Genomic DNA, 21157 nt, shown 5'->3' with positions numbered 1-21157 from the left:
CCCTCAACCGAAGCGGCTCGCGAGGTACGGCGTCGGATCGATGAACGCGGGCTCGCCGCTGATCAGCTCGGCAAGCAGCCGGCCGGTGACGGGCCCCAGCGTGAAGCCCTGGTGCGCATGGCCGAAGTTGAACCACAGGCCCTTGTGGCGCGGCGCCGCGCCGAGCACCGGCTTCATGTCGACGGTGCAGGGGCGCGAGCCCAGCCACGGCGAGGCCTCGATCGGCTTGCCCAGCGGCACGAGTTCGCGTGTCGACTGTTCCGCGCGGCCGAGCTGAACCGGGGTGGCGGCCGCATCCTGGCGGGCGAACTCCGCACCGGTGGTGAGCCGCAGGCCGCGCGACATCGGCGCCAGCATCACGCCGCGTTCGACGTCCAGCATCGGCAGCCGGAGCCCGGCGTGCCCTTCGTAGTGGCGGTGGTAGCCCCGCTTGATGAACAAGGGCAGGCGGTAACCCAGGGGGCGGAGCAGGGCATCGGCCCAGGGGCCCAGCGCGACGACCGCCTCTTCCGCCTGAGCGCTGCCACCTTCTGCATCGACGGACCAGCCGGCACCTTGTTGCCGCAGCGTCATCGCATCGCCCAGGGCGAAGCGGCCGCCGCGTCGGATGAAGAGCTTCGCGTAGCGTGCGACCAGGTCGCCCGGATCGCGCACGCTCCAGGGATCGGTCCAGTGGATGGCCCCGGCAAGCGCCCGCTGCAACCCCGGCTCTGCCGACGCCAGCTCGTCGCTGCCGAGCACGGAACAGCCCAGGCCGTGCTCGCGCGCCGCGGCCGTCGCATCGCCCGCGGCTGCATCGAAGGTTTCGCGGGAGCGGTAGATCTGCCGCCATCCCTCCTTGTGTATGAGCTCGCCGGCACCGGCCTGCTCGATCCAGAAGGCGTGCTCGTCGATGCATTTCTCGATCAGCCGGCTGTACGCCGGGACGATCTCGGCGTAGCTCGAAGGCGCCGACGAGCGCCAGTACGCGAACAGCCGGGGCCACACCTGCCACAAGGCATCCAGGTGATAGTGGGCGTCGTTGCTGCGCCCGGTCGCGACGCGCAGCAGCGTCCCGATGTCGCGCGGAAAGGCATAGGGCTGCACCGCCTCGCGCTGGATGATGCCGGCGTTTCCGTAGGAGGTTTCGAGCCCCGGCATCTTCCGGTCGACGAGCGTGACGGCATGGCCGCGCAGCTGCAGCGCCAGCGCCGTGCTGACGCCGACGATGCCCGCGCCGAGGACCAGGACCTCCTTGTGCTTCTGCGCCATCGAGCCGCTCACTCCCGGATCGTGAGCGGGGCCGAGCTCACGGGATGTACGGGCGGCGGCAGGGCGGCGCCAAGTTCAGGAGGCGGAAGGGAAGGGGGAGGGCGGGTCATCGAAGTGGGCGAATCGTAAGGCCGGCGAGCGGCCGTCATTGTCGCGCCTGCATCGCCGTGGTCGCGTGTGCCAGCCGCGCAATTATTCGATTTGTCGGTTGCGCCAACGGCAATGCTGTTTGAGGGCCCGCTCATCCCGCCCGGATCGCTTCCGTCAGGAAATGCACGAAGCCCTTGGCCGCGTCGGACAGCGCCCGGCCGGCCAGCGTCTCGACCTCCAGGTAGCGTTCGTTCATCTCCCGGTCGCGCAGCGGAACCGCCACCAGCGTCCCTGCAAGAAGCCGGGTCCGGATGGACAGCTCGCCGTAGAAGGCGATGCACTCGGGCGCCGCGGCCGCGAAGCTCACCAGCGCATCGGCGTGGTTGCTCGACATGGCGGTCCGGTACTGCAGGCCTTGCCGGCTGCAGCTGATGTCGAGCAGCTGCCGCACCGAGCTGTTGGGCAGCGGCAGCGCCAGCGGATAGGCGACCGCCTGGCTCAGGGACAGCTGGCGCTGCCGGGCCAGCGCGTGCTCGGTGGACATGACGGCGAGGATGGGGCTCGGATGGCGAAGCTCCAGCTGGATGCCGGGCTCGGGCACCGAGCTCAGCGTCACGCCCACGTCCGCTTCGCCGTCGCGGATGCGCCTCGGAATGTCGGTGCGGGAGCAGACCTCCAGGTGGAAGCGGATGCCTTCGTACTTCTCCCGGAAGCGGGCGATGAGCGTGGGGATGAAGTCGAAGGCGAATCCCTCGGCGCTGACCACGCGCACGAAGCCGCTGCGCAGGCCCCGCAGCGCGGCGATGTCGTTCAGCACCCGCTCGTTGTCCTGCTGCGCTCGCTTGGCGTGCGCCGCCAGCAGTTCCCCGGCGGCATTCGGCACCATGCCGCGGGCGTGGCGCTCGAACAGCAGGCTGTCCATCTCCCGCTCGAGGCGCGCCACCTGGCGGCTGACCGCCGAGGGCGCCACATTGAGCTTCAAGGCGGCTTCCTTGACCGAGCCGGTGCGCACGACTTCGAGGAAGTAGCGCACGGCGGTCTCCTGCAGCAAATAGCCGGCCATGGATTTGAATTGCGATTCTGGCAATGAAAGATTCTAAACATGGCGCTTGCTGCAATCCATGTGGACTCTTACGATTTCGTGACGGCCGCTGCGCGGCCCCGTCTTTCACCCTCCTTTCACTTTTCTTATCTCCAAGAGCCCCGATGAAGACCCTCTCCGTCCTGGCCGGCTTTGCGCTGGCGTCCTCCCTCGGCGTGGTCGGCGCGCCAGCCGTCGCCGCCGAGAGCGACTTTCCGTCGCGGCCCGTCACCCTGATCATTCCCTTCCCGCCCGGCGGGGCGACGGACGTGCTGGGGCGCGTGATCGGCGCGCGCCTGGGCAAGGAGCTGGGGCAGCCGGTGGTCATCGACAACCGCGCCGGCGCAGGGACCATCATCGGCGCGACCTACGTCTCCAAGGCCGCGCCGGACGGCTACACGCTGCTGCTGAGCTCGGGCACCACCTTCACGGTCAACCCGGCGATCCGCAGCAACCTGCCCTACGACCCCGTCAAGGGCTTCGATCCGATCGGGCTCGCGGGCCGCACCGCGCTCGTCCTGCTCGCGAACAAGGACGTCCCCGTCCAGAACTTCAAACAGTTCGTCGACTACGTGAAGGCCTCCCCGGGCAAGTACGCCTACGGCTCCTTCGGCAGCGGCACGACCGCGCATTTCGCCGGCGAGACCGTCCTGAATGCCGCCGGGCTGAAGATGACGCACGTTCCCTACAAGGGCAGTGCGCCGGCCATGACCGATCTCATCGGCGGGCAGATCCCCTTCAGCGTCGACACGGTGACCGCAGCCATCCCGCAGCTCGCCGGCGGCAAGGTCAAGGCGATTGCGGTGACGACCGCCAAGCGCTCAGCGCTCCTGCCCAACGTGCCCGCGATGGCCGAGAGCGGCTTTCCCGGCATCGACATGGACACCTGGCTGATCTTCGCGGGCCCCAAGGGCCTGCCTCCCGCCGTCAAGGCGCGGCTCGAGAAGGCCCTGGCCGCGACCATGGCCGATGCGGACACCCGGGCGAAGCTGGTCGCGGCCGGCCTGGAGCCTGCCTTCAGCAACGCGGCCGCCGCCAGCGAGCTGATCAACAAGGAACTGCCGGTGATGCGCGCGGTCGCGGCCCGCTCCAACATCACCGCGGATTGAACATGGCCGCGCCCGCCCATACCGTCGCCGGCGAGCTCGTCGAGACCTCCGCGGTCGAGCTGCGCCGCCTCATCGGCGCCAAGGCGCTGTCGCCGGTGGAACTGCTGGAGGCCTGCATCGCGCGCATCGAAAGCGTGAACCCCTTCGTCAACGCCGTCACCGCCACCTGCTTCGAGCGCGCGCGCGCCGAAGCGCGCGCCGCGGAGGAAGCCGTCATGGCCGGGCGCCCGCTCGGGCTGCTGCATGGCTTGCCCCTGGGCGTGAAGGATCTCGAACCGACGCAGGGCCTCCTCACCACCTGGGGCTCGCCCCTGTTCCGCAACCATGTGCCGACCGAGGACATCGAGCTGGTGGCGCGCCTGCGCCGGGCCGGGGCCATCGTGGCCGGCAAGACCAACGTCCCCGAGATGGGCGCGGGCGCCAACTCGCGCAACGAGGTGTGGGGCGCGACCGGCAACCCCTTCAATCCGAATCTCAATGCCGGAGGGTCGTCCGGCGGCTCCGCCGCCGCGCTGGCCTGCGACATGCTGCCGGTCTGCACCGGCTCCGACACCGGCGGATCGCTGCGCATCCCCGCCGCCAAATGCGGCGTGGTGGGTTTCAGGCCCTCGCCCGGTGTCGTGCCCAGCGTGCGCAAGCTGCTGGGCTGGACATCGATCTCGGTCGTCGGCCCCATGGGGCGCACCGTCGAGGACGCCTGCCTGCAGATGGCCGCCTCGGCCGGCATGCACGCCGGCGATCCGCTGAGCTATCCGCTCGATGCGCTGTCCTTCCTGAGGCCGGCCGACGTCGACCTGAGCCGGCTGCGCGTCGCCTGGACGGAGGACTTCGGCGCCTGCGCCGTGGACCAGAACATCCGCGCCACCTTCCGCCGCAAGATCGAGGGCATGCGGCACCTCTTCCAGCGCTGCGACGAGATCGAGCTCGACCTCGGCGACGTTCACAGGTGCTTTGACGTGCTGCGTGCCGAGGCCTTTGTCGCCGGCATGCAGGCCGCGTACGAGAAGGACCCGATGAGCCTGGGCCCCAACTCGCGCGCCAACTACGAGATGGGCGCGCGGATGAGCCTGCTGGACAGCGCCTGGGCCCAGGCCGAGCAGACCCGCCTGATCCGCAAGTTCCAGGACGTCTTCGCCGACGTCGACCTGATCCTGTCGCCGACCACGCCCGTCTCGCCCTTCCCGTGGACGCAGCTGTACGCGGACACGATCAACGGGGAACGGCAGGAGAACTACTACCGCTGGCTGGCGCTGACCTACGTGGTCACGCTGCTCACGCATCCTTCGCTCTCGCTGCCCTGCGGTGTCGATCATGCGGGCATGCCCTTCGGCCTGCAGATCGTCGGGGGCTTCAGGGCGGACCGCCAGGTGCTGGGTGCCGCGCACGCGATGGAGCGGGCCTTCGCGTCCAGCGCCGAACTGCGCCGTCCGCGCCCGGACCTGCAGGCGCTGTTGAAGTCGCAGCCGCAGCCGCCGCTGCGTTCCATCGTGACCGCCGCGCCCGATGCGCCGGGCGCTGCGGGCGCTTCGGATTCGGCGTCGGCCTCGGTGGTCTAGCGGCGAGCGGCGCCCACTTGCGCCGACGAAGGACCCAGCAAGACAGGCAGCGCGGGAGACCGTCCTGTGAATTGACGCATGATCGGCGCTCCTTGAAAAAAACCGCGTGGGGCCGCCCCTCGCGCCTCTGCTTGAAAAAGGACTGCGATGCTGGAACTCCTGACGGATCCTCAAGCCTGGATTGCCTTCGCCACCCTGACCGCGCTCGAGCTCGTGCTGGGTATCGACAACATCATCTTCATTTCCATCCTGGTGGACAAGCTGCCCGCCGCCAAGCGCGACCTCGCGCGACGGCTGGGACTCTTCATGGCGATGTTCATGCGCGTCGGCCTGCTGCTGGTGCTGGCCTGGATCGTCGGGCTGGTGGCTCCGCTCTTCTCGGTGGCGGGCGAGGACATCTCCGGCCGCGACCTGATCCTGATCCTGGGCGGACTGTTCCTGATCTGGAAGAGCACGACCGAGGTGCACCAGTCGCTGGAAGGCGGCCACGAGGAGACGGGCGGTGCGGCCGGCGCCACCTTGCTCTCCGTCATCCTGCAGATCATGGTCGTCGACCTGGTGTTCTCGCTGGACTCCATCATCACCGCGGTAGGGATGGTGGACGACGTCCGCGTCATGATCGCGGCGGTGGTCGCCTCCGTGCTGCTGATGATGCTGTTCGCCGCCGCTATCGGCCGCTTCGTCTCCGACCATCCCACCATCAAGATGCTGGCGCTGTCCTTCCTGGTGGTAGTGGGCGTCGTGCTCGTCGCGGAGGGCTTCGATCACCACGTGCCCAAGGGCTACGTGTACTTCGCCATGGCCTTCTCGCTGGGCGTGGAGGCGCTCAACATCCGGATGCGCGCCAAGGCGGCCAGGCGCGTGGCGTTGAATCCGCCTCACATCCCGGGCGACTGAAGGCGAGGCCTCCCCTTCGTGCCCTGGGGGAGAGGCGGGACGCGGGCAAGCGCCGGAATGGGCCAACTAATGCACATTTCGAAGCGAGAGCTCGCCCCGGCTTTGATGGCCGTCTCGCCCCTCGACCCTACGATCACACCCCATGGATCCCATCGTCGGCCAACTGCTCTCCCCGCGCTACGACCTCGGAACCGTCGCGCTCTCGTATGTGATCTCCTTCTTCGGCTCGCTGCTTGCCCTGCTGTGCGCCCACAAGATGGTGCGCAAGGACGGCACGCTCGACCTGCCCATGCTGGGCGGCGGCGCGGTGGCGCTGGGCGGCATCGGCATCTGGTCCATGCACTTCATCGGCATGGTGGCCTACCGGCTGCCCGTGGCCATTGCTTACGACGTGCCGCTGACGGCCCTGTCTCTGGTCGCCGCGATCGTCATCTCGGGCATTGCCCTGTACCTGGCCGGCGGCAAGCGCTTCACCCGCGGCGGCTGGCTGGCCGGCAGCCTGTTGGCGGGCATCGGCGTGTGCGTGATGCACTACATCGGCATGTTCGCCATGAACATGCGTGCCAGCATGAGCTTCGACCTGGTCGTCGTGGCCGGCTCGGTCGCGATCGCCATCGGCGCGGCGGCGACCGCGCTGTGGCTGGCCTTCAACCTCACGGAACTGGCGCACCAGTTCATTGCGGCCGCGGTGATGGGTGTGGCCGTGTGCGCCATGCACTACACCGGCATGACGGCGGCCACCATGGTCTGCACCAGCGCCGCGCCGGCGGCCGCCTACCTGGTGGGCGACGGCAACATAGGACTGGCAGTTTTCAACACCGCGTCCGTGGCGCTGATCTTCATTTTCAGCAGGATCGAGATCGACGACTGGCTCGACAACATCAGGGCCCAGGGGCGAGGCAACCTGCCTTGACGGGTCGCAGTGCGGAAGAAGGCGGCACCGAGAGCGTGCGAAATGTACTTCCAAGGCCGTCGCACGCCGCGTACGATCGCCTGAATCTCGTTATATATGGAAATTGTTCCAAGCACACCGCAAGTTCCTGCCGGCGAAAGCCGTGAGGCCCGCCTCGGCATCATCACCGCGGAAGCTCAATTCCATTCCGGAGAGGTTTCGGTCGATCGCGCCATCGGGGAACTGCTGGTGGTCGTTCGGGAACTGCTGGGACTGCAGGTGGTTTTCGTGAGCGAGTTCGTCGACGGCAGGCGCGTGTTTCGACATATCGAATCCCAGAGCAGTGCGCTGCGCATACAGCGGGGCCAGTCTGCACCGCTCGAACACACCATCTGCCAGCGCATCCTCGACGGGCGCCTGCCCAATCTGATTCAGAGCGTCACGAGCGTGCGTGAAGAGCAGGGACTGCCCGCCAACTTCGAGGGAATGGGAACGCACATCGGCGTGCCCGTCCGGATGGCGGACGGGCGGGTCTACGGCATGCTCTGCGGCTTCAACATCGAAGGCGAAAGCGACCTGGACGAGCGCGACGTCAGGCGTCTGGAGCTTGCGGCCTCCAGCGCCGCCCGGCTTCTCGCCCGAGCGGATGGACGCGAAGTCACGACGTCCGACCCTGCACTCGCCTAGGGCCCGTTAACAGGTCTTAGCCCCGCCGTGCGGCCTCGATCGCGGCGATGTCGATATTCTTCATCGTCATCATCGCGTCGAACGCGCGCTTGGCCGCCGCGCGATCGGGGTCGGCGATTGCCGCGGTGAGGGCGCGGGGCGTGATCTGCCAAGACAATCCCCACCGGTCCTTGCACCAGCCGCACGCGCTTTCCTGGCCGCCATTGCCGACGATCGCATTCCACAAGCGATCGGTTTCGGCCTGGTCGTCGGTGGCGATCTGAAAGGAGAAGGCTTCGTTGTGCTTGAAGTGCGGGCCGCCGTTCAGCCCGATGCAGGGGATGCCGGCCACGGTGAACTCGACCAGCAGGACATCACCCAGCTTGCCGTCGGGGTAGTCGCCCGGTGCGCGGTGGATGGTGCCGACAGCGCTGTCGGGGAATGTCTTGGCATAGAAGTTTGCGGCGTCGACGGCAGTGCCGTCGTACCACAGGCAGATCGTGTTCTTGCTGGTCATTTCATGTCTCCTGAAGCGTTGAGCACGGCATCCGCCGTCGTCCGAAAAACGTCGATGGTGTTCTCATCGCGGCTTTCTTGTCTGTCGGATGAGACTGACACGCCGCCCAAAGGGCAAGGCTTCATTGTGGCTGTACCAGACCGAGGAGAAACCGGCACGGCTTCACCTGGCGTTCACTTCGCCAAAGTTGTGGCCCTCGTCGATCGGCTTGGCCTTCGAGAGCTCCCCGCCGGAGAGCCCCGCCCCGCGCCTACCCCAGCGCCAGCCGCGTCCCCGTCCCGCCCACCGCCTTTCGAATCCCATCCGGCCCGTAGAAGGGCAGGGCGGCCGCCTGCAGGTAGTGCAGTGCGTTGCGCGTGAAGTCGAGGTGGCCGTGGACCAGGGCGCCGTTGCGGCGGTTGCCGGTTTTGGCGCTTTCGGCCAGCTCCAGCAGCGCAGCCCAGGCCTCCTGCGCGGCGGCGCCGGCGGCCGTGGCGGCGGCGTCGGCACCGGCGCGGCCGGGTTCGAAGCCCATCGCCACCTGGGCCGATTCGCGGGCGCGGTCGAGTGCGGTCATGCGGTCGAGCAGGGCAGCCTTGCGCGCCGTCAGCGGCGTCAGGTCGGCGAACAGGCCCTCCTGCATGGCCTGTTCCTCCTGACCCAGCAGATCGAGGAACTCTTCCACGCAGGACTTCTCGGCCAGCAGGTGGGGCAGCAGCGTGGCGCTCATCGTTCTCAGCCCCCGCTCTTGCCGCCGAGAAGGTCGCGAACGCTCTTCAGCAGGCCGCCGGCGATGCGCTCGGGATGCACCGTGTACTCGCCGGCAAGGATGGCCTTGCGGATCTCGGCGACGCGCGCGGCATCGAAGTCGGTGTTCGGGTCGCTGGGCAGCGAATGGACCTGGGCCGAGGACAGCTGTACCGCGTCCTTGGCCTGTTCGGTGGCGTCGGCGCCGGCGGACGGCTGGGCCTTGGCGCCCTTGCCCGTGCGGGTGAGTGGTGTGGCCGAGGAGGCGGGTTGGTCGATTTTCAAGATGATTCCTCAAAGGGCTGACCGCTTTATCGGCAGTCCAGGCCCGAACTTTAGGGTCGATCCAGCTGTAACTAGTGCGCCAGCCGGATCTGGCCTTCCTCGTCGGCCACCCCGCTGACCAGCCGGCCATCGCGGGTCTTGGCCTGGACGGTGGCGCCGATCTCCGCCCGGTTCAGGGCGCGCGCCTCGGTGCTGACCGTGAAGCCCTGCCCCTCGGCGACCACCTGCACCGTCTGGCCCTGCTGGATCACGACCGTGCCACGCAGCTGCTCGCGCCGCAGCGGCGCGCCCGCGGCGACGCGGTTGATCGTCACCATGCCCTTGAGCTCGGCCGGGTCCGCCAGGACCGACTTCGGCAGCGCCGTCAGGTCGCCCGTGCGCGCCGCCACGTCGCCGGCGCCCAGGGGCTGGCCGGCGTCGAGAGCGCGCGCGGCCACCAGGTAGCGGCCTTCGAGCGCGACGTGCGCCTGCACGAAGCGCGTCCAGGGCCGCTCGCCCGGGCAGCGCAGGCCGACCGAGACCCGGCCCCAGGCCGAGGCGCCGTTCGGCAGGAAGGCCTCGAGCGCCTCGCAGGCCGGCAGGGCCGAGCCCGGCAGCGTCACCCGGATGCGGGCCTGGCCCGGCAGGCCGGCGGTCTGCGTCTTCAGGAATTGCTCGACGACGGCCCGCGCATCGCTCCCGTCCGGCGGCCCGGCCAGGCACGCGGCAGCGCCCAGGCTCGTGGCCAGCACGATCGGCATGAAGCGAAGCGAGAAGCAGGTCTTGTCCATCATCGGTGGGCCAGATTCTAGGAAACCGGCGCCCTGCACCAAGGTGCGAAGTGCACGCCAAATGCCCCTTTGTTCGGCCCATTGCTAACGCGGCCCGTGCATAGACTCGCTTTCCATCTGTCGCCACGCCTTCCCCTGGCCGCGACGCCAAACAGATGGAGCCCTCATGATCGACAAGCTGGATGCAGCGCTTCGATTCAGCCGCGAAGCCCTGAACCTCCGGGCCCAGCGCCAGGAAGTGCTGGCGGCCAACATCGCCCACGCCGACACGCCCAACTACAAGGCACGCGACTTCGACTTCGCGAGCCGGCTCGCGCAGGCCGTGGAGCAGGGCCGCGGCGGCCAGTCGGTCACGATGGCCACCACCTCCGCGCGCCACCTGCAGGGCGACGCCTCGGCGATGCCCGATACCGACCTGCTCTTCCGCGTGCCGACGCAGTCCAGCATCGACGGCAACACCGTCGAGATGGATGCCGAGCGCATCGCCTTCGCCGACAACGCGCTGCGCTACGAGGCCAACCTCACGGTGATGAGCGCCAGGATCAAGTCGCTGCTGGCGGCGGCGCAGCAATAAGGAGCACCTGCGATGCCATTGCCCAGCGCCTCCATGAACATCTTCAACGTCGCCGGCTCGGCGATGGCTGCCCAGTCGCAGCGCATGAACGTGACCGCCAGCAACCTGGCCAACGCCGACAGCGTGGCCGGCCCCGACGGCCAGCCCTACCGCGCCAAGCAGGTCATGTTCGAAGTCGCGGCCTCCGGCCAGCAGGACATCGGCGGCGTGAAGGTCGCCGGCGTGGTCGAGGACAGCTCGCCCGCCAGGATGGTCTACGACCCGAAGAGCCCGCACGCCAATGTGCAGGGCTACGTGAGCATGCCCAACGTCAACGTGGTCGAGGAGATGACCAACATGATCTCCGCCTCGCGCAGCTACCAGGCCAACGTCGAGGTGCTCAACACCGCCAAGACGCTGATGGTCAAGACGCTGTCGGTCGGCCAGTAACCCCGCCCAACAACAAGCACAAGCCTCCAGAACATGGCCATCAACGACGCACTCTCATCCCTCGGCGGCACGAGCTCGACATCGAGCAGCAGCAGCAGCGTGAGCGGCTCCGACAGCGAACAGCGCTTCCTCAAGCTGCTGGTGACCCAGCTCAACAACCAGGACCCGCTCAACCCGATGCAGAACGCCGAGCTCACCTCGCAGCTCGCGCAGATGAGCACGGTCAGCGGCATCGAGAAGCTCAACAGCACGCTGTCCGGCCTGGTCAGCCAGACCGGCAGCAACCAGGTGCTGCAGGCCGCCTCGCTGATCGGCTACAACGTGCTGTCGCCCGGCAACCAGATCACCACCACCGCGCCCAAGGACGGCGAGGAGCCGGCGACGGTGCCCTTCGCCGTGCAGCTGCCCGGCACGGCCGGCGACGTGCAGGTCAAGATCGTCGATGCCGCGGGCCGCACCGTGCGCACCCTCGAGCTGGGCTCCCTGGCCGAGGGCGTCAACGCCGTCACCTGGGACGGCAAGGCCGACGACGGCGGGGCGGTGCCGCCCGGCAACTACAGCTTCAGCGTGGTCGCCACCAACGACGGCACCGCGGTCGAAGCCACCGCGCTCACCTTCGCGCAGGTGGCGGCCGTCAAGCAGGGCACCAACGGGGTCACGCTGGAGCTGGCCAACGGCCGCAGCATCGGCCTCGACGACGTGCGCATGTACCTCTGAACAGTTCTCCCTTCGGCCGCCGCGCAAGCGTGGCCGGCTGCTTCTTTCATGCATAGCAACAAGGATCGATCATGAGTTTCTCCCAGGGCATCAGCGGCCTGAACGTGGCCGCCGCCAACCTCGACGTCATCGGCAACAACATCGCCAACTCGGGCACGGTGGGCTACAAGTCGGCTGCCGCCACCTTCCAGGACATCTATGCCGGCTCGCGTATCGGCCTGGGTGCCTCGGTCTCGGGCGTGGTGCAGAACTTCACGCAGGGCGTCACGCAGACCAGCAGCCGCCCGCTGGACGTGGCGATCCAGAACGGCGACGGCTTCTTCCGCCTCTCCAGCCCCAGCGGCGAGGTGGCCTACTCGCGCAACGGCCAGTTCACCCGCGACAAGGACGGCTACATCGTCAACAGCCAGGGCCTGCGCCTCACCGGCTACGGCGTGACGGCCGCCGGCGGCCTCTCCGGCGGCACGCCCACCGCGCTGCAGGTGCAGACCAGCTCGATGAACCCGAACGCCACCACCGGCGTGGAGGCCGAGTTCAACCTCGACTCGCGCCTGGCCGTGCCGAGCAAGACACCCTTCGATGCCACCGATTCGGGCACTTTCAATTACTCCAACTCCATCGGCCCGGTGTACGACTCGCTGGGCAACCCGCACGAGCTCACCGCCTACTTCGTGAAGACCGGCGACAACGCCTGGGACGTCTACGCCCAGGCCGACGGCGCGGCCATCGGCGCCGGCGCGATCACCGGCCTGAGCTTCGATACCAACGGCAACATGACCGCCCCGGCCGGCGGCACCTTCAACATCGCGAACCTGGACTTCGGCAACGGCTCGGCCGCGATGAACATGGCGGTGGACCTCTCGGGCACCACGCAGTTCGGCAATGCCAACGGCATGAACAAGCTGTCGCAGGACGGCTACACCTCCGGCACGCTGACCTCCTTCTCGATCAACCCCGACGGCACCATCACCGGCAAGTTCTCGAACGAGCAGACCAAGCTGATGGGGCAGGTGGTGCTGTCCAGCTTCGCCAACCCGAACGGCCTGGAGCCCAAGGGCGGCAACGTCTGGGCCGAGACCCAGGCCTCGGGCCCGGCGCTCACCGGCACCCCGGGTGAGGGCACCAAGCAGGGCTCGCTCGAATCGGGCGCGCTGGAGTCGTCGAACGTGGACCTCACCTCCGAGCTGGTGAACCTGATCGTCGCCCAGCGCAGCTACCAGGCCAACGCGCAGACGGTGAAGACGCAGGACCAGGTGGTCCAGACGCTCATCAACATCCGCTGAGCGGCACCAGGAGTAGCACCCAGTGGACCGCATGCTCTATGTCGCCATGAGCGGCGCCAAGCAGGCCATGGAACAGCAGGCCTCGGTCGCCAACAACATGGCGAACGTCTCGACGCCGGGCTTTCGCGCGCAGGTCAACAGCTTCCGCGCGGTGCCGGTGGTGGGAGGCGACGAGCCGTCCACCCGCTCCTTCGTGGTCGCCACCACGCCGGGTGCCGACTTCAGCCACGGCCCGCTGACGCAGACCGGCCGCGACCTCGACGTCGCGGTGCACGGCGACGGCTGGCTGGTGGTGCAGACGCCCGACGGCGGCGAGGCCTACACCCGCGTGGGCAACCTGCAGGTCGGTGCCGACGGCCAGCTGCTCACCATGGGCGCGCGCCCGGTGGTGGGCGAGGGCGGCGCGCTGGTGGTGCCGCCCGGCTCCAAGGTGCAGATCGCCTCCAACGGCGCCATCACGGCGCGCGGCGCCGGCGATCCGCTGGTGGGCGTGGCCGAGGTCGGCCGCCTCAAGCTGGTCAACCCGCCGACCACCGACCTGGTGCGCGGCGACGACGGCCTGTTCCGCATGCGCGAGGGCCTGCCGCCGGCCGAGGCCGACGCGGCCGTGACCGTGACCAGCGGCGCGGTCGAGGGCAGCAACGTCAATCCGGTCGAGGCCATGGTTTCCATGATCGCCCAGGCCCGCAGCTTCGAGATGCAGATGAAGGCCATGCAGACCGCGAACGACAACGCGCAGTCGGCCAACAAGCTGCTCGCCTACGGCTGATCCCCATTCAAAGCACAAAGGACCCATCGCCATGATGCGCTCGCTCTATATCGCCAAGACCGGCCTCGATGCCCAGCAGACCCAGCTGGACGTGGTCTCGAACAACCTGGCCAACGTCGGCACCACCGGCTTCAAGCGCAGCCGCGCGGTGTTCGAGGACCTGATGTACCAGAACCTGCGCCAGGTCGGCGGCCAGACCTCCGACCAGACGCGCCTGCCCTCGGGCCTGCAGGTCGGCACCGGCGTGCACGTGGTGGCCACCGAGCGCATCCATGCGCAGGGCAACATGACCAAGACCGACAACCCGAAGGACGTGGCGATCAACGGCGCCGGCTTCTTCCAGGTGCTGATGCCCGATGGCACCACCTCGTACACGCGCGACGGCTCCTTCCAGACCGACAAGGACGGCCAGCTGGTGACCGCCAGCGGCTTCCCGGTGCAGCCGGCCATCACCATCCCCCAGAACGCCACCGGCATGACCATCGGCCGCGACGGCATGGTCTCGGTCACGCAGGCCGGCAGCACCGCGACCGTGCAGGTCGGGCAGCTGCAGCTGGCCACCTTCCTCAACCCCGCGGGCCTGCAGAGCATGGGCGAGAACCTCTATGCCGAGACCGACTCCTCCGGCGCGCCCAACCAGCTGAACCCGGGCCTGGAAGGCGCGGGCATCCTGAGCCAGGGCTATGTGGAGGCCTCGAACGTCAACGTGGTGGAGGAGCTGGTCAACATGATCGCGACGCAGCGCGCGTACGAGATCAACAGCAAGGCCGTGCAGACCTCCGACCAGATGCTGCAGCGCCTGGCCCAGCTGTGATGGACTGCGCTCGTCTTCATCGTCTGGCCGCGGGCGCGCTTGCGGCCCTGCTGGCCACCGGCTGCGCCCAGATCCCGCGCGAGCCGCTGGTGCACCAGCCGATGACGGCGCGCGCCAACGCATACGCGCCGCTGCCGGCGCCGCGCGCCAACGGCGCGATCTTCCGCGACGGGCCCGGGGGCAATGCGCTCTTCGAGGACCGCCGCCCGCGCAACATCGGCGACATCCTGACCATCGTCATCAGCGAGAAGGTCAACGCGAGCAAGAACTCCGGCGCCAACGCGAGCCGCACGGGCAGTCTCACGGCCGCCTTCCCGACCATCCCCAAGCTGCTCGGCGGCCTGCTGGACGACCAGGACGCCAAGCTGTCCGGCAACAACATCCTCAATGCCAAGGGCGGTGCCAACGCCAACAACACCTTCAACGGCGTGATCACCGTCACCGTGACGGACGTGATGCCCAACGGCAACCTGCTGGTCTCCGGCGAGAAGCAGATGGGCATCAACCAGGGCACCGAGTACATCCGCTTCTCGGGCGTGGTGAACCCGCGCACCGTCTCGGGCAGCAACACCGTGCCCTCCACGCTGGTGGCCGATGCGCGCATCGAATACACGGCCAAGGGCTACATCGACGAGGCGCAGCACATGGGCTGGATGCAACGCTTCTTCCTCAACGTGATGCCCTTCTGATGGCTCTCCCCCAGGTTGGCTCACTTCGTGTAGCCGCCCAACGTGCTGCGACCAGAGGTCTTGCCCTTCAGGCCGTCCAAGCCTGCGCAGGCAGGCTTGGAGCCGCGGCCTTCAGCCCTCACCGGGGGCGACACCAGCGGCCCGGCAAAGCCGGTTCCGCGGTGTCCCCCGAACGCGGCCCGTTCCGGTGCCGCTCTGAAAGAGAGAGTTTGTTTATGAGTTCGTCGCGATATTTGATGACTGCGATTGCAGCGCTTTGTGTGCTGACCTTTCCCGCCCATGCCGAGCGCATCAAGGAGCTGGCCAGCATCCAGGGCGTGCGCGACAACCCGCTGATCGGCTACGGCCTGATGGTGGGCCTGGACGGCACGGGCGACCAGACCATGCAGACGCCCTTCACCACGCAGAGCCTGAACAACATGCTGCAGCAGTTGGGCATCACCATCCCGGCCGGCGTCAACATGCAGCTCAAGAACGTGGCGGCCGTGATGGTCACGGCCACGCTGCCGTCCTTCGCGCGGCCCGGCCAGACCATCGACGTCACCGTCTCCTCCATGGGCAATGCCAAGAGCCTGCGCGGCGGCACGCTGCTGATGACGCCGCTCAAGGGCGTGGACGGCGCGACCTATGCGATCGCGCAGGGCAACATGGTGGTCGGCGGCGCCGGCGCCTCGGCCAACGGCAGCAAGGTGCAGATCAACCAGCTGAGCTCGGGCCGCATTCCGGCCGGCGCGCTGGTCGAGCGCACGGTCGACGCGCCGGTGGGCGGCGAAGGCACCTTCTCGCTGGAGCTCAACCGCTCCGACTTCGGCACCGCGCAGCGCGTGGTCGAGGCCATCAACCGCCAGCTCGGCCCCGGCACCGCCGATGCGGCCGACGCCCGGATGATCCGCGTGCGCGCGCCGGAGGCGCAGGAGCGCGTCGGCTTCCTGGCCCGGCTCGAGAACATCGAGGTGACGCCGACGCAGGCGGGGGCGCGCGTGGTGATCAACGCGCGCACCGGCTCGGTGGTGATGAACCAGGCGGTGCGCGTCAACGACTGCGCGGTGGCGCACGGCAACCTCTCGGTCGTGATCAACACCGAGCCGGTGATCAGCCAACCCGGACCTTTCTCGGGCGGCTCCACGGTCGTTGCCCAGACCTCGCAGGTCTCGGTAACGCAGGGCGGCGGCGCGCTGCAGATGGTGCGCGGCGGCGCCTCGCTGTCGGACGTGATCAAGGGCCTCAACAGCCTGGGCGCGAATCCGCAGGACCTGGTGTCCATCCTGCAGGCCATGAAGAGTGCCGGCGCCCTGCGCGCCGAACTGGAAGTCATCTGAAGGCCCGCGCATGGCGATGACCACCGACACGCGCAACGCCGCACTCGACCAGCGTTTCGCGCTGGACGTGCAGGGTGTCGACGCACTGCGGCGCACCGTGCGCGCCTCGCCCGAGGAAGGCCTGAAGCAGGTCTCGCGCCAGTTCGAGGCGCTGTTCATGAACATGGTGCTCAAGAGCATGCGCCAGGCGGTGCCGCAGAGCGGCCTGCTGGACAGCCAGAACGAGAAGCTCTACCTCTCGATGTTCGACCAGCAGCTTGCGCAGAACCTCTCGGGGCGCGGCGTCGGGCTGGCCGAGGCGATGCTCGCGCAGCTGAGCCGCAGCCTCCCGTCCGCCGCGCCGGAGGGCGAGGCCGAAGGCATGTCGCTGGCGCCGCCGGCCGGCTTCGCGCTCAAGCCGCAGGCGGGCATCCCGCTGGGTTCCGCGCCGACGCCGGCAACGCTGCCCGCCACGTCGCCGGCGCCGCGCCGCGCCGCGGACCTGAGCCTCTACCAGAGCAACGTCGAGCGTGCGCCGGCCACGGTGGACTCGCTGCAGGGCAAGGTCGACGCCTTCGTCGACCGCATGGGCGCCTCGGCGCAGGCCGCGAGCGAGGCGAGCGGCGTGCCTGCGCCGCTGATCCTGGCGCAGGCCGCGCTCGAATCCGGCTGGGGCAAGCGCGAGATCCGCGCCGACGACGGCACGCAAAGCTACAACCTGTTCGGCATCAAGGCCGACCGCAGCTGGAAGGGCCCGACGGTCGAGACCACCACCACCGAGTACGTGGACGGCGAGCCGCAGAAGGTGCGCGCGAAGTTCAGGGCCTACGGCTCCTACGAGGAGGCCTTCACCGACTACGCGAAGTTCATCACGCGCAACCCGCGCTACGCCAACGTGCTGGCCACCGACGACCCCGCCGCGGCTGCGCACGGGTTGCAGAAGGCGGGCTACGCCACCGATCCGCAGTACGGGCACAAGCTCGTTCGCATCATGCAGAAGTTCACCTGAATCCACCTACAGAAGGAAGACCTCCATGGCTGAAATCGCAAGCCTGCGCCCGCAGGCCAACGTCCCTGCCCTCAACGGCAACCGGCTGGAGGTGGTCACCTTCACGCTGGGCGAGGAGGAATACGGCATCGACATCCAGAAGGTGCAGGAGCTGCGCGGCTACGACGCGGTGACGCGCATCGCCAACGCGCCGGAGTTCATCAAGGGGGTGGTGAACCTGCGCGGGATCATCGTGCCGATCATCGACATGCGCATCAAGTTCGCGCTGGGCACGCCGACGTATGACCAGTTCACGGTGGTGATCGTGCTGAACATCGGCGGGCGCGTGGTGGGGATGGTGGTGGACAGCGTGTCGGACGTGATCACGCTGGCTGCGGAGCAGATCAAGCCGGCGCCGGAGATGGGGGCGTCGCTGGACACGGACTACCTGATCGGGCTGGGCACGCTGGAGGAGCGGATGCTGATCCTGGTGGACATCGACCGCCTGATGTCGAGCGACGAGATGGGCCTGATCGAAAGGATCGCAGCCTGACTTGGCTCTCCCCCAGGTTGGCTCACTTCGTGTAGCCGCGCACCCCCTCACCGGGGGCAACACCAGCGGCCCGGCAAAGCCGGTTCCGCGGTGTTTCTGGGGAAGAGCCCATTTTTTAACTGTTTGGAGCCGGCCATGAGCCGGCGGGGGATGGAGATGAGGAACTGGAAGATTGGCACCCGCCTGGGCATCGGCTTCGCGCTGGTGCTGGCATTGCTGGCCATCGTCGCGGGCATCGGCGTGTTGCGCCTGCAGAACGTGGGCGAGGCCACCGCGGAGATGGTCCAGCGTTCGCTGCAGAAGGAGCGCCTGGCCGCGAGCTGGCTGCTGAACACCAGCAACAACAGCGTGCGCACCTTCGCGCTGGTCAAGAGCAACGACGCGGAAGTGCAGGACTCCCTGCAGAAGAACATGACGAAGACCAGCGCGCTCATCTCCGAGACGCAGAAGAAGCTGGAGGAGATGCTGGACACGCCCGAGGAGCAGGCGATCAGCGCCGACATCAAGAAGAAGCGCACCGAGTACATCGGCCTGCGCAACGGCATCCTCAAGCTCAAGGCCGAGGGCCGGCAGGAAGAGGCTGCGCGCATCACCAACGAGAAGCTGATCCCGATGCTCGACGCCTACGACGCCAGCATCCGCGGCATGCTGACGCACCAGGCCGAGCGCATCGACCGCGCGGCCGATTCGGTCGACGCGCTCTATCGCTCGGGCCGCGTCAACGTGATCGTGCTGGCCGTGCTCGCGCTGGCGCTGGGCGCGGTGCTGGCCTGGCTGCTGACGCGCAGCATCACGCGCCCGCTCAACGAGGCGGTGCAGGTGGCGCAGACCGTGGCCGCCGGCGACCTGCGCAGCGAGGTGGTGGTGAAGACCCGCGACGAGACCGGCCTGCTGATGCAGGCGCTCCAGGGCATGAACGCCAACCTGGCGCGCGTGGTGGGCGACGTGCGCAGCGGCACCGACACCATCGCAGCAGCCTCCACGCAGATCGCGACGGGCAACCAGGATCTTTCCTCGCGCACCGAGGAACAGGCGAGCTCGCTGCAGCAGACCGCGGCCTCGATGGAAGAGCTGACCTCCACCGTCAAGCAGAACGCCGACAACGCGCGCCAGGCGAATCAACTGGCCCGCTCGGCCTCCGAAGTCGCCGTCAAGGGCGGCGGCATGGTCAACCAGGTGGTGGACACCATGGCCTCCATCCATGCCTCCTCCAGGAAGATCGTCGACATCATCGGCGTGATCGACGGCATCGCCTTCCAGACCAACATCCTCGCGCTCAACGCCGCGGTGGAGGCTGCGCGGGCCGGTGAGCAGGGCAAGGGCTTCGCGGTGGTGGCCTCCGAGGTGCGCAGCCTCGCGCAACGCTCCGCTGCCGCCGCCAAGGAAATCAAGGGCCTGATCGACGACTCGGTCGGCAAGGTGGACGCGGGCACCGCCCTGGTGGGCGAGACCGGCAAGACCATGGAAGAGATCGTCGGCAGCATCCAGCGCGTGAGCGACATCGTCGGGGAAATCACCGCGGCGAGCCACGAGCAGACCCAGGGCATCGAGCAGATCAACCAGGCCATCACGCAGATGGACCAGGTCACGCAGCAGAACGCGGCGCTGGTGGAAGAGGCGGCCGCGGCGGCTGCGTCGATGCAGGAGCAGGCCGGCAGCCTGGTGCGGGCGGTGAGCGTGTTCCGGCTCGATGCCGGCGCGCAGGCCATTCGCATCGCGCCTTCGACTTCGACTTCGACTTCGAGCCTGCCCGAGAAGAAGGAGGGCCTGCTCCCCAGGCCCGTGGCGGCAAGCGCGCGCGTCGCCGCGGCCGGCGACTGGACCGAGTTCTGAGCTGGAGGACGTCTGATGAACACCGCGAACCCCTCGAGGCGTGAGCCCTCCTTCGTTTCCCTGACCCGCACCATGACCCTCGGCGCCGCCGCGGGCATGTTCCTGGTGGCGGCGCTGGTGCTGGCGGTCTTCTACGCGCTGGCCGCCTCGCAGCAGCAGCGCAGCGCCGCGCAGTACGCCAATGCCAAGGCCGAGGCCATCGCCCGGTCGCTGGACATCTTCGACCAGACCATGCGCCTCACGGCGGAAAACGCTTTCGGCGTGTTCCGGCGCCAGTTCGCGGCCAGCTTCGTGCTCGACGCGGCGGCGCAGGGCGCGTTGAGCATCGACGGCACGCCCATCGACGCCGCGCGCATCGCCGAGGTGGACGCCTTCGCACGCGACTTTCCCGGCGCCAACGCCACGGTGTTCGTCGCGCAGGGCGAGGACTTCCGCCGCATCACCACCTCGGTCAAGAAGGAGAACGGCGATCGTGCCGTCGGCACCCTGCTCGACCGCAAGAGCGGCGCCTATCCGGTCCTGCGCGAGGGCAAGCGCTTCGTGGGCCGCGTCATGCTGTTCGGCCGCCCGTTCATGACGGTCTACGAGCCAGTGCGGGATGCGGCGGGCCGCGTGATCGCCGTGCTCTACATCGGCCTGGACATCGCACAGCAGCAGGCCGCTTTCGGCGAGGCCGTGAAGAAGACGCAGATCTTCGACACCGGCGGGCTCTACATCGTCAACCCGACGGGCGGCGCTGCCGCGGCGACGCTGGTCTTTCATCCGTCGGCGGCCGGCAAGAAGCTGGCCGAGCTCCTGCCGGGCGACGAATCGGCCGCATGGCTGGAGCGGATCTCGGCCAAGGAGGCCCTGTGGATCGACGACGCGCGGGCCGTGCTCGCAGCGGCGGACGGGCGTGAGCGCCATGCCTCCGTGGCGAGGAGCGAGGCGACGGGCTGGCTGGTGGTGGCGGAAGTGCCCACCGCCGAAGTGCTGGCGGCGCTCTACCGGCAGATGGCCTGGTTGGGCGGCTGCATTGCGCTGGCTGCCGTGCTGCTGGGCGCCGCGCTGATCGTCTTCATCCGCCGCACCGTGCGGCCCCTGGGGCTGCTGAGCGTGCATGTGCAGGCGCTGGGGCGGGGCGACCTGTCGCGGCAGCTGGATTCGGACCGGCGCGACGAGATGGGCGTGATCACCCGCGCCGTGGAAGCCATGCGCCAGGGCCTGGCCGGCGTGGTGGGCGGCGTGCGGCAGGGCACCGATGCCATTGCCACCGCCTCCAGCCAGATCTCGGCCGGCAACCAGAACCTGTCTTCGCGCACCGAGGAGCAGGCGAGCTCGCTGCAGGAGACCGCGGCCTCGATGGAAGAGCTGACCTCCACCGTCAAGCA

23 protein-coding genes are annotated in these 21157 nt (G+C 68.5%); 17 read left to right on the top strand and 6 right to left on the bottom strand.

Annotated elements, in window-relative coordinates:
* Positions 1–3 precede the first annotated feature (3 nt).
* Positions 4–1251: an NAD(P)/FAD-dependent oxidoreductase gene (locus AC3A6X_RS08770; protein ID WP_487842415.1), complete on the bottom strand. Its 1248-nt coding sequence runs from the start codon at positions 1249–1251 to the stop codon at positions 4–6.
* A gap of 241 nt (positions 1252–1492) precedes the next feature.
* Complete coding sequence (locus AC3A6X_RS08765) at positions 1493–2404, bottom strand: LysR family transcriptional regulator (RefSeq protein WP_487841835.1); 912 nt, start codon at positions 2402–2404, stop codon at positions 1493–1495.
* Positions 2405–2547: 143 nt separating this feature from the next.
* Here AC3A6X_RS08765 and AC3A6X_RS08760 point away from each other — a divergent pair, with 143 nt between their 5' ends.
* The 5 genes from AC3A6X_RS08760 (at position 2548) to AC3A6X_RS08740 (ending at position 7563) form a co-directional block, all read left to right on the top strand.
* A complete protein-coding gene (locus AC3A6X_RS08760; RefSeq protein ID WP_487841834.1) occupies positions 2548–3531 on the top strand; it encodes a Bug family tripartite tricarboxylate transporter substrate binding protein in 984 nt (327 codons plus the stop codon).
* 2 nt (positions 3532–3533) lie between these two features.
* Positions 3534–5087: an amidase gene (locus AC3A6X_RS08755; protein ID WP_487841833.1), complete on the top strand. Its 1554-nt coding sequence runs from the start codon at positions 3534–3536 to the stop codon at positions 5085–5087.
* A 147-nt stretch (positions 5088–5234) separates the two neighbouring features.
* Entirely contained in the window at positions 5235–5984 is a 750-nt protein-coding gene (locus AC3A6X_RS08750) for a TerC family protein (protein WP_487841832.1), read from the top strand.
* 142 nt (positions 5985–6126) lie between these two features.
* Positions 6127–6897 carry an MHYT domain-containing protein gene (locus AC3A6X_RS08745; protein WP_487841831.1) on the top strand — a complete coding sequence of 257 codons (771 nt, stop codon included), beginning with the start codon at positions 6127–6129 and terminating at the stop codon, positions 6895–6897.
* 96 nt (positions 6898–6993) lie between these two features.
* Positions 6994–7563, top strand: coding sequence for a GAF domain-containing protein (locus AC3A6X_RS08740; RefSeq protein WP_487841830.1), 570 nt, complete (start codon positions 6994–6996; stop codon positions 7561–7563).
* 16 nt (positions 7564–7579) lie between these two features.
* On the opposite strand, the gene AC3A6X_RS08735 is transcribed toward AC3A6X_RS08740, so the two are convergent.
* The 4 genes from AC3A6X_RS08735 to flgA all read right to left on the bottom strand — a co-directional run bounded on the left by AC3A6X_RS08735 (position 7580) and on the right by flgA (position 9843).
* Positions 7580–8059 (bottom strand): VOC family protein, encoded by a 480-nt coding sequence (locus AC3A6X_RS08735; protein ID WP_487841829.1) that lies wholly within the window; start codon positions 8057–8059, stop codon positions 7580–7582.
* 250 nt (positions 8060–8309) lie between these two features.
* Positions 8310–8768, bottom strand: coding sequence for a flagella synthesis protein FlgN (locus AC3A6X_RS08730; RefSeq protein WP_487841828.1), 459 nt, complete (start codon positions 8766–8768; stop codon positions 8310–8312).
* Positions 8769–8773: 5 nt separating this feature from the next.
* Positions 8774–9070, bottom strand: a complete 297-nt coding sequence (flgM, locus tag AC3A6X_RS08725; RefSeq protein ID WP_487841827.1) for a flagellar biosynthesis anti-sigma factor FlgM — start codon at positions 9068–9070, stop codon at positions 8774–8776.
* 71 nt (positions 9071–9141) lie between these two features.
* Positions 9142–9843, bottom strand: a complete 702-nt coding sequence (gene flgA, locus AC3A6X_RS08720; protein ID WP_487841826.1) for a flagellar basal body P-ring formation chaperone FlgA — start codon at positions 9841–9843, stop codon at positions 9142–9144.
* Between the two features lie 163 nt (positions 9844–10006).
* Here flgA and flgB point away from each other — a divergent pair, with 163 nt between their 5' ends.
* The 12 genes from flgB to AC3A6X_RS08660 form a co-directional block, all read left to right on the top strand.
* Positions 10007–10414 carry a flagellar basal body rod protein FlgB gene (gene flgB / locus AC3A6X_RS08715; protein WP_487841825.1) on the top strand — a complete coding sequence of 136 codons (408 nt, stop codon included), beginning with the start codon at positions 10007–10009 and terminating at the stop codon, positions 10412–10414.
* Between the two features lie 12 nt (positions 10415–10426).
* Complete coding sequence (gene flgC / locus AC3A6X_RS08710; RefSeq protein WP_106560177.1) at positions 10427–10843, top strand: flagellar basal body rod protein FlgC; 417 nt, start codon at positions 10427–10429, stop codon at positions 10841–10843.
* 33 nt (positions 10844–10876) lie between these two features.
* Positions 10877–11560, top strand: coding sequence for a flagellar hook assembly protein FlgD (locus tag AC3A6X_RS08705; RefSeq protein ID WP_487841824.1), 684 nt, complete (start codon positions 10877–10879; stop codon positions 11558–11560).
* A 71-nt stretch (positions 11561–11631) separates the two neighbouring features.
* Entirely contained in the window at positions 11632–12843 is a 1212-nt protein-coding gene (gene flgE, locus AC3A6X_RS08700) for a flagellar hook protein FlgE (RefSeq protein ID WP_487841823.1), read from the top strand.
* A 22-nt stretch (positions 12844–12865) separates the two neighbouring features.
* Complete coding sequence (gene flgF / locus AC3A6X_RS08695; RefSeq protein WP_106560174.1) at positions 12866–13612, top strand: flagellar basal-body rod protein FlgF; 747 nt, start codon at positions 12866–12868, stop codon at positions 13610–13612.
* A 31-nt stretch (positions 13613–13643) separates the two neighbouring features.
* A complete protein-coding gene (gene flgG, locus AC3A6X_RS08690) occupies positions 13644–14426 on the top strand; it encodes a flagellar basal-body rod protein FlgG (protein ID WP_487841822.1) in 783 nt (260 codons plus the stop codon).
* Positions 14426–15115 (top strand): flagellar basal body L-ring protein FlgH, encoded by a 690-nt coding sequence (locus AC3A6X_RS08685; protein ID WP_487841821.1) that lies wholly within the window; start codon positions 14426–14428, stop codon positions 15113–15115. Before flgG ends, AC3A6X_RS08685 begins: the two co-directional genes overlap by 1 nt.
* A gap of 215 nt (positions 15116–15330) precedes the next feature.
* Positions 15331–16434, top strand: a complete 1104-nt coding sequence (locus tag AC3A6X_RS08680) for a flagellar basal body P-ring protein FlgI (RefSeq protein ID WP_487841820.1) — start codon at positions 15331–15333, stop codon at positions 16432–16434.
* Positions 16435–16444: 10 nt separating this feature from the next.
* On the top strand, positions 16445–17422 hold the full coding sequence (flgJ, locus tag AC3A6X_RS08675; protein ID WP_487841819.1) for a flagellar assembly peptidoglycan hydrolase FlgJ: 978 nt from the start codon (positions 16445–16447) through the stop codon (positions 17420–17422).
* A 25-nt stretch (positions 17423–17447) separates the two neighbouring features.
* Positions 17448–17954 (top strand): chemotaxis protein CheW, encoded by a 507-nt coding sequence (locus AC3A6X_RS08670; protein ID WP_487841818.1) that lies wholly within the window; start codon positions 17448–17450, stop codon positions 17952–17954.
* Positions 17955–18089: 135 nt separating this feature from the next.
* Positions 18090–19787 carry a methyl-accepting chemotaxis protein gene (locus tag AC3A6X_RS08665; protein ID WP_487841817.1) on the top strand — a complete coding sequence of 566 codons (1698 nt, stop codon included), beginning with the start codon at positions 18090–18092 and terminating at the stop codon, positions 19785–19787.
* A 15-nt stretch (positions 19788–19802) separates the two neighbouring features.
* The coding region (locus AC3A6X_RS08660) for a Cache 3/Cache 2 fusion domain-containing protein (protein WP_487841816.1) at positions 19803–21157 on the top strand (1355 nt) is incomplete at its 3' end.

This window comes from Variovorax sp. Soil_C_12, assembly GCF_057657375.1.
The sequence above is the reverse complement of the archived record's forward strand: the minus strand, read 5'-3'. Positions and strand labels throughout refer to the sequence as shown.